The organism is Schnuerera sp. (assembly GCF_035459645.1).
Lineage (GTDB): Bacteria > Bacillota > Clostridia > Tissierellales > Tepidimicrobiaceae > Schnuerera.
This window is the reverse complement of sequence record NZ_DATHXO010000215.1, coordinates 1-8,362: the sequence shown is the minus strand read 5'-3', so window position 1 is coordinate 8,362 and position 8,362 is coordinate 1. Positions and strand designations below refer to the sequence as shown.

General features: G+C 32.5%; 9 protein-coding genes. All 9 read right to left on the bottom strand.

The window, feature by feature from the left end; all coding sequences use genetic code 11:
* Window positions 1-705: ABC transporter substrate-binding protein (locus tag VK998_RS05115; RefSeq protein ID WP_325226251.1), on the bottom strand; the 705-nt coding region annotated here is incomplete at its 3' end.
* Between the two features lie 13 nt (window positions 706-718).
* Window positions 719-1,492, bottom strand: a complete 774-nt coding sequence (locus tag VK998_RS05110) for an ABC transporter ATP-binding protein (RefSeq protein ID WP_325226249.1) — start codon at window positions 1,490-1,492, stop codon at window positions 719-721.
* Window positions 1,492-2,499, bottom strand: a complete 1,008-nt coding sequence (locus VK998_RS05105; protein WP_325226247.1) for a FecCD family ABC transporter permease — start codon at window positions 2,497-2,499, stop codon at window positions 1,492-1,494. The genes VK998_RS05110 and VK998_RS05105 overlap by 1 nt, the downstream gene beginning before the upstream one ends.
* Before the next feature lie 52 nt (window positions 2,500-2,551).
* Window positions 2,552-2,881: a winged helix-turn-helix domain-containing protein gene (locus VK998_RS05100; RefSeq protein ID WP_325226245.1), complete on the bottom strand. Its 330-nt coding sequence runs from the start codon at window positions 2,879-2,881 to the stop codon at window positions 2,552-2,554.
* A gap of 2 nt (window positions 2,882-2,883) precedes the next feature.
* Window positions 2,884-3,711 carry an XdhC family protein gene (locus VK998_RS05095; RefSeq protein WP_325226243.1) on the bottom strand — a complete coding sequence of 276 codons (828 nt, stop codon included), beginning with the start codon at window positions 3,709-3,711 and terminating at the stop codon, window positions 2,884-2,886.
* Between the two features lie 14 nt (window positions 3,712-3,725).
* Complete coding sequence (yqeB, locus tag VK998_RS05090; RefSeq protein WP_325226241.1) at window positions 3,726-4,523, bottom strand: selenium-dependent molybdenum cofactor biosynthesis protein YqeB; 798 nt, start codon at window positions 4,521-4,523, stop codon at window positions 3,726-3,728.
* Complete coding sequence (gene hydA / locus VK998_RS05085) at window positions 4,492-5,919, bottom strand: dihydropyrimidinase (RefSeq protein WP_325226240.1); 1,428 nt, start codon at window positions 5,917-5,919, stop codon at window positions 4,492-4,494. The genes yqeB and hydA overlap by 32 nt, the downstream gene beginning before the upstream one ends.
* Window positions 5,920-7,503: an N-acyl-D-amino-acid deacylase family protein gene (locus tag VK998_RS05080; RefSeq protein WP_325226238.1), complete on the bottom strand. Its 1,584-nt coding sequence runs from the start codon at window positions 7,501-7,503 to the stop codon at window positions 5,920-5,922.
* 15 nt (window positions 7,504-7,518) lie between these two features.
* On the bottom strand, window positions 7,519-8,362 hold an 844-nt coding region (locus VK998_RS05075; protein ID WP_325226236.1), incomplete at its 5' end, for a 4Fe-4S binding protein.

Genomic DNA, 8,362 nt, shown 5'->3' with positions numbered 1-8,362 from the left:
TACTTCTGCTACATTTCTACCTCCTACTAAATCTATTATTTCAGCATGCCAAGAACCAGAAGGTTCTGTTTCTAATCCTGCAGGTCCTTGTGCATAATATAAACCTATTTTATCTTCTTCCTTTATATTAGGTACTTTTTCTTCTATATCATTCATAGTTTCTTTACAGTAATTAGCCAATTCTTCTGCTTTTTCTTCTTCTCCTAAAGCCTTTCCTAATATATTGTAAGCTATATCTAAGCTATATAAATCTGAATCTAAAAGTATTACAGGTTTCCCTGTTTTTTCCTCTAATTCTTCTGCTTTGGATATTGAACCTTCATCTAATTCTTCCATCATTACTAAAAAATCTGGATTCATATTTAACATTTCTTCTATATTGATAGCATTCTTCCCAGCCCCTCCTAAATTTGGTAAATCATGATATTTTTCAGGTATAAATCTTTTTTCTCCTTCTCTTAAATCATAATTCCATCCTAGTAGCTTTTCTGGATTTAAAGTATATAAAAGTATTGTGCCTGTAGGTAAGGTGGCAAAAGCTTTTTCTGCATTAGAAGGTATTATAACTGTCCTTTCAGCCATATCTTCTATCTCTATATAATCATCATTGTCCCTTTCTTTACTAGCCATTTGGTTATTACAACCAGCTAATAATGATAATACTAAAACTAAAATAATTAATAATGAAAATTTTCTTTTAAACATATTATCTCTCCTTTCAATATACAGGCAAACACATTTTAATGCCTTTATTCATGGAATCTAGCTCTATAACCTTCAAATCTATATTATAGAGATCTTTCAAATCCTCTTCCTTTAAATTTTCCTTTGGATTCTCGATTTCTTCTACCTTCCCATCTTTAACCAATAAAGCTTTTGTTCCATGTAAAAGAGCATGTTCTGGATAGTGAGTAGCCATTATTACCGTTACTCCCTTACTAACCCATTCCTTTAAATGTTTTAAAATCACTACTTGATTATTAAAATCTAAATTATTTGTAGGCTCATCCATAATTACTATTTCCGATTGTTGAGCTATAGCTTGAGCTATTTTTACTAATTGTCGCTCTCCCCCACTTAATTGAGAATATATTTTATCTTTAAGGTCCAAAATATTAAGATTTTCCAAAGCTTTCTCCGCAATTTGTTCATCTTTTTTAGAAGGAGAGGATATAAGGTTTAGATAAGGAGTCCTTCCCATTAAAACTATATCCATAACTTTATATTGAAAAGTAGAACCAAAGGATTGAGGAATATAGCTAATCTTAGTTGCCCTTTCTTTCCAATTCCAATTTTTAATATCTTTATTTTTTACCAATATCTCACCTTTGAAAGGCTTCAATAATCCTAAAATAGTTTTAATCAAAGTAGATTTGCCTGAACCATTTGGTCCTAATATACAAATAATATCTCCAGTGTCTCCAGTAAAACTTACATCTTCTAAAACCATCTTATTACCGTAGCCACAGGTTAAACCTTTAATCTCTATCATCAATCCCAACTCCTTCCCTTATTTAACAATAGAAATATAAAGAAGGGTGCCCCTATTAAAGAAGTCAATATCCCAAGGGGTATTTCTACTGTTGTAAGGGCCCTTGCTATATTATCTATTATCAATAAATATGTACTGCCTAATAATATGGTAGTAGGAACCAAAACCCTATAATCAGGTCCTACTAATACCCGTCCTAAATGAGGAATTACAAGACCTATCCAACCTATTACTCCGCTAATGGAAACAGAAGCAGCTGTCATAAGAGTAGAACATATTATTACTATCACTCTAATCTTTTTGGTATCTAAACCTAAGGTTTTTGCCTCATCTTCATCTATGGAAAGGACATTTAATTTCCATCTCAATAAATATAAAGGGATTATACCTACTAATATGGGGATAAAAACCCTCTTTACATCTCTAGGTAAAATTCCAGACAAACTTCCCATAAGCCAAAAAGTTATGGTAGGTAATTTATCTTCCGTATCAGCAAGATACTTTATCAAAGAAGTAAAGGATGTGAATATGGAACCTATTAATATACCAATTATAACGAGGGAAATTAATGGCTCTTCTCTTACCTTTATGCTGATTAAATAAACTAATGCCACCCCTAAAATACCAAATATAAAAGCAGATATTTGTATCCCTATTGTATTAAAAGATAAAAATATGGCTAAAGCTGCACCAAAAGCTGCTCCAGCAGAAACTCCTAATATATCTGGGGATACTAATGGATTTTTAAACATCCCCTGATATACTGCTCCGGAAAGAGAAAGGGAAGCCCCTACCAATATTGCAGCAAATATTCTAGGAAGTCTAACCCTAAAGATGACAGTTTCTATAGTATCAGGCCAAGTCTTTTCAATGGGAAAAGCTTTAGATAAAAGGACTTTTACTAAAGTTTTTATATCTATTGGATATCTTCCAATTAAAATAGACATAAGGAAAACCAAAATTAATAATCCCCACAAAATTCTTCTTTTATTTGCTACATCTTTCATAAAATCTGCCCCTTTACCGTTATTCTTTCATTAATATAACGACTGCAAAAAATTAAATATCCTTAAAATGTTTTTTAAAAATCTCTTCCACTGATTCTTCTGCTTCTTTACAAAATCCTTCATATGCTCTTATTATATTTTTCCCTTTTGAAGTTAAATAGGAGCCTCCTCCATCAGTTCCACCAGTTTCTCTTTCTAAAAGGGAGAATCCTAAAAGCTTTTCTGCTCTATCTATAATAGACCAAGCTTTACTATAGGACATATTTAACTCCTTTGCAGCCTTGTTTAAACTCCCAAGTCTATCAACAGTTTTTAATAATATACAAGGCCCTCTTCCAAAAACTTTTTCACCACTTTCTGCTATCCAAAATCTGCTTTCCAATTTCAAAACTCCCACCTGCTTTTATAAAGATGAGGTACTTCTTTTCCATATTTCACTGCCTGGATCTCTGCCATAATGGATAAAGCTATCTCCTCTGGAGTTTCTCCTCCTAAATCTAATCCTATAGGGCTGTATACTTTTGATAAATCTTCCTTTGAAGAGCTTTTCTCTAAAAGATTATCAAAAGTTGTCTTAACTTTATTTTTACTTCCTATCATTCCAATATATTTTGCATTTGATTTCAGTACTACTTCTAAAGCATCTTGATCGTATTTATGTCCATGAGTTACTATTATTATAAAAGTATTATGATCTATATCTACCTTCTTTAAGTTTTCCACTATATTTCCTAAAATTAAATTTTCTACATTAGGAAACAATTGGTCATTCAACCTTTCTTCTCTACTATCTAAAACTGTAATGGAATAACCTAATATATTAGCCATCTTAGCAATTTTTTCTGCCACATGACCAGCACCTGCAAGGATTAGCTTTTCTCTAGAACTATATACCTTGATAAATAGGCTCACTTGACCACCACAGGCCATAGGTAAAATATTCCCAGTTTTTGAATCCCTATCTAGATTATAATCTATTAATGAAGATTGTCTTTTTTTAATATAATTAACAGCATCCTTTCTAGCTTTTTGTTCTAAAACTCCACCACCAATTGTCCCTTCTAGTATATTTCCTTCTTCATCTACTAGCATAGAGCTTCCAACGCCTCTAGGGGTAGACCCTTCTGCTTCTACAATGGTTATTATAGCTACAGATTCATTTTTATCTAAACATTGGTTAAGTTTAGATAAAACCTTTTTATCCTCTAGCATAATTATCACTCCCTTTAAATGGAATTCTTATTTCTCAAATATTCTATAGCCTCTAGTACTCCATCACCAATAACTTTAGCCTTATCCGAAATAGTAAAAGCATAATCTTTTACACATCTAGGCTCAACATCTCCGATTTTAAGTCCCTTCTTTACATATAGACCTTCCTTTATCATACCTCTCAAAATTCCCTTGAAAGGTGCTGTTACATTTTCATCGCCTACCTGACATATAGCCTGGCCTTTATCTAATATATCTCCAATTTTATAAAAAGTTTTAACTACCCCATCACAAGGGGCTCTCAAAACTCTTTCCTCTTTATATCCCATTACCTCACCAGGAATTCCTGTATCTTTCTCTGCTTTTCCATGGTGGATTATTTTACCTAAATTTGGTCCTCTATTGCTTTCTACTACAAAATCCACATCTTTTCCAGCTTCAAACCCTGGTCCAATTCCTATGGTAATTGGGGCCATAGATTTATTAGTGCCTAGGTTTCTTTTAGCAATTATAGCATCTATAACTACTAATGGCTTAATTTCTTCAATTATTCTACCTTCCTTGTCAATATAAACTGGAATAGCACCTATATCCCAAATTTTATAGATATCTTTTCTATTCTTAGCTAAGATTCCCTTAATACCTTCTACAGTATTTTCACCTTCATATACTGCTTCACTAAAAGCTACAGCTCTTCTAACGGTTAAAGGTTTGTCTATTTCTAAAATAATTATTCTATACCCTGCTTTATGGAGTTTATAAGCTATTCCTGTTGCTAAATCACCGCCACCTCGTATAATTATGGTATCCATTTTTTTCACCTTCATCCTTAATAGTCAATCCTCTTCTTTGATACTTTCCTAAAGGTTTTGATATTAAAATCTTTTCATCTTTTACTACCATTTGTCCCCTTAGAAAAACATACTCAAACTTACCATACTGAGTTAATCCTTCATATAGATTATAGTCCACATTTTGGACTTGATTTTCTGCTCTTATTATGGACTTAGCCTCTGGATTAAATATTATAATATCAGCATCACTTCCCTTTTGGATAATTCCCTTTTTAGGATATAACCCAAAAATTTTAGCAGGATTTTCAGAAAGGATTTCTACTAATCTTTCTATGGTTATTCTATTCTTTGTCACTCCATAGGTATATATAAGTTTATATCTATTCTCTACTCCAGGTGCACCATTGGGAATCTTAGTAAAATCATCTTTCCCTAATTCCTTCTGTTTTTTATAATTAAAGGCACAATGATCTGTAGCTACAACATCTATTTCTTCATCTTTAATTCCTTGCCATAAAACTTTCTTGCTCTCTTCATCTCTAAGAGGTGGTGAGATTACATACTTAGCACCTTCGAAGGAGTTTTTTCCTTTAGATAAGTAACAGTCTTTGTCCAATAAAAGATATTGAGGACAGGTTTCAGCCAATATTTTCATTCCCTTTTTTCTAGCTTTTATAATTTCATCATAACCTTCCTTTGAACTTAAATGGACTATATAGATTGGGGTATCTGCCAGTTCTGCAATAGTAATAAGTCTAAATATAGCTTCTCTTTCCAAAGATGGAGGCCTTGTTTCCATATGGTATACTGGTTCCAATTTCCCTTTAGCTATGGCTTCCTTCCTTAGTCTATCTATGATATCTCCATTTTCACAATGAAATCCTATTAAAGTTCCTAATTCCTTTGCCCTTTTTAAAGCTTCGTATATAGAACCATCATCTACCTTTAAATCTTCATAGGCGAAAAACATTTTAAAAGAAGTTATCCCTTCTTTGACCATCTCTTCCATCTCTTTAGAAGTATTTTCATTCCAATCTGATATAGTCATATGGAATCCATAGTCGGTATAAGTCTTATCTGTTGCATTTTTACTCCACTCTTCTAAAGCCCTCCTTAATGTTCCCCCTTTTATCTGTTCAGCAAAATCAACAATAGTGGTAGTCCCTCCTACAAGTGCAGCTTTAGTCCCTGTGGTAAAAGTATCAGCTACCATTCCTCCAGCTTCAGCCTCAAAATGGGTATGCACATCTATTCCACCTGGAAGTACAAAGAAACCTTTTGCATCTATTATTTCATCATTAGGCGCAACTAAATCTATTCCTATATCTTCTATTTTTTCTCCTACTATACGAATATCCTTTTCAACTATCCCTTTTGAACTTACAATTTTCCCATTAGTTATTACAATCCCCATCTATACACCTCTCAGTACTTTTCCTGCTAAAATCTTATTATATTTTTCTTTTTCTAATACTATACTTCCATTTATAATAACATAATCAATACCCTCTGGACATTGTTTAGGTTCTACAAAAGTTCCCTTATCTTTTATCTTTTCTAAATCGAATACTACAATATCTGCAAAATTCCCTTCTTTTATTTCGCCTCTATTTTTAATCTTAAAAGTTTCCGCTGGTTTCTTTGTCATCTTATATATTGCTTCTTCTAATGATAAAACTTTTTCTTCCCTTACATATTTACCTAAAACCTTAGGAAAAGAACTATATAATCTTGGATGAGGATTATCAGAAATCATTCCATCAGTGCATACATTTTGTTCAGATCTTTTTAAAATCTTTATAATATGCTCATCCAATCCATAAAAATCTACCATACCTACAGAGTTTTCTTCTTCATATATAAGATCAAAGGTAGCATTATAAGGGTCCTTTCCTCTTATTTTTCCCAGTTCAATAAGATTTTTCCCAATTAGATTTTTATTTTTATCCATATTTACTGAATTCACATATATCTGGTCCAGCCCAGCAAAATCAATAAAATTGTCCCAACCTGGAATACCAGTTTGTATATCTTTAATAATTCTTTCTCTATTGGATTCATCCTCTAACCTTTCTAATAGTTTTTCTGTACCACCTTCATGAACCCAAGGTGGAAGAATTACCCCTAAACTAGTACTACCTGCCACATAAGGATATTGGTCAAAAGAAACTTTAACTCCCTCTTTCTTTGCTCTTTCTAATAATTCAAAAGCTTGGTCTATATACTTCCAATTGTTTTTCCCACATACTTTAAAATGAGAAAAATGAATTTTAACTTCTGCTTCTTTTCCTATAGTTATTATTTCCTCCATAGATTCTATAATAGTATCTGCTTCAGACCTTTGATGTACTATAAATATTCCATCAAATTCTGCAACTACTTTACAAATCTCAATTAATTCTTCTATATCCCCATATACACATGGTGGATAAATAAGACCTGTAGAAAGTCCAAAAGCTCCCCCTTCCATTTCTCTTCTAGTTATTTGGCACATTTTTTCTATATCCTTTGAGCTAGCCTTTTTATTTTCTAATCCTATAGCTTCCAATCTAATATTTCCATGGGGGACTAAATATCCTTGATTTAACCCTACTCCCTTTCTTTCCATTAAATCTAAATAATTTTTAGTAGTTTCATACTCCCAACTTATATCATCACTATCTCCATTAAAAGCTGAATTTATCTTTCTCCAAGGATTTATATATTCCTTTGGAAGAGGCGCCATAGATATTCCATCTTGACCTAATATCTCAGTAGTCACCCCTTGTTTAATCTTTATCTCATTATAAGGGTTGACCAAAATCGAAAGGTCTGAATGGCTATGAGTGTCAATGAATCCAGGTGATACTACTTTACCTTCAGCATCAATTACTATATCTACCTTTTCCTCTATAGTACCAATCTTTTTTATTTTATCTTGTTCAATTAATAAATCTCCTTTATAAGGCTTATTTAAACTCCCATCTACTATTAATCCGTTCTTTATTAAAATCTTCATCTATTCACCAACTTTTTATGATTCTTTTCCTACCAAAGCTTTAGTAGGGCATACAGATATACAAAGACCACAGTATCTACATTCTTCTTCATCTAGTTCCATAGTATCCTTTAACTTTCTTGCTTCATAAGCACAAACTTTTTCACATAATTTACATTTAATACATTTATCTTCATCCCATAAAAACTCAAACTTTGTCCTTTCATTGTTCTCTCCCATATGCTCGTGAACTATACCACAAGCATCTTCTATGGATTTATATCCAAGTCTTTCAAGATGTCCTTTGAAATCCTTATAAATTTTATTGATTATACTTTCCCCTTTTAGAATAGGACCAGTACATATACCTATAAAATTAGCTCCTGCCATTATCATTTCTACAGCATCAGCTCCAGACATACAACCTCCTAGACCTATTATTGGCACATCAACCTTGTTTCTAATTTCATATATCTTATGAAGAGTAATAGGTTTTATAACCTCTCCTGTTAGCCAACCAAAGCCATTACCCCCTAATAAAGGTTTCCCTGATTCTATATCAATACGGAAAGCTGGTCCTACTGAATCACATGCAGTAATAGCATCTACACCTGCTTCTTCTAGTTTTTTGCAAAAATCTCCTATCTCATCAATCATAGGTGGAAGCTTTGCTATTACAGGTATACTTACTCTTTTTTTAGTATCCTTAACCATTGGAATAAGATCTGTATAATCATAAGAAACCAACTCTATTATATCTGCTCCTGCCTTCTCTATCTTTTCTACTAATTCACTACTTTCCTCCAAAGTATGACCAACGGAAGCTATAGTTACAACTTTCATTTCCTTTAATTTTGGAATCTCCTCATCTATCCATCTT

What these genes read in the sequence shown, in the direction of transcription:
- VK998_RS05110 (WP_325226249.1), bottom strand. Translation starts at nt 1,492, where the DNA reads ATGATAGAGATTAAAGGTTTAACCTGTGGCTACGGTAATAAGATGGTT.
- VK998_RS05105 (WP_325226247.1), bottom strand. Translation starts at nt 2,499, where the DNA reads ATGAAAGATGTAGCAAATAAAAGAAGAATTTTGTGGGGATTATTAATT.
- VK998_RS05095 (WP_325226243.1), bottom strand. Translation starts at nt 3,711, where the DNA reads ATGCTAGAGGATAAAAAGGTTTTATCTAAACTTAACCAATGTTTAGAT.
- yqeB (WP_325226241.1), bottom strand. Translation starts at nt 4,523, where the DNA reads ATGGATACCATAATTATACGAGGTGGCGGTGATTTAGCAACAGGAATA.
- hydA (WP_325226240.1), bottom strand. Translation starts at nt 5,919, where the DNA reads ATGGGGATTGTAATAACTAATGGGAAAATTGTAAGTTCAAAAGGGATA.
- VK998_RS05080 (WP_325226238.1), bottom strand. Translation starts at nt 7,503, where the DNA reads ATGAAGATTTTAATAAAGAACGGATTAATAGTAGATGGGAGTTTAAAT.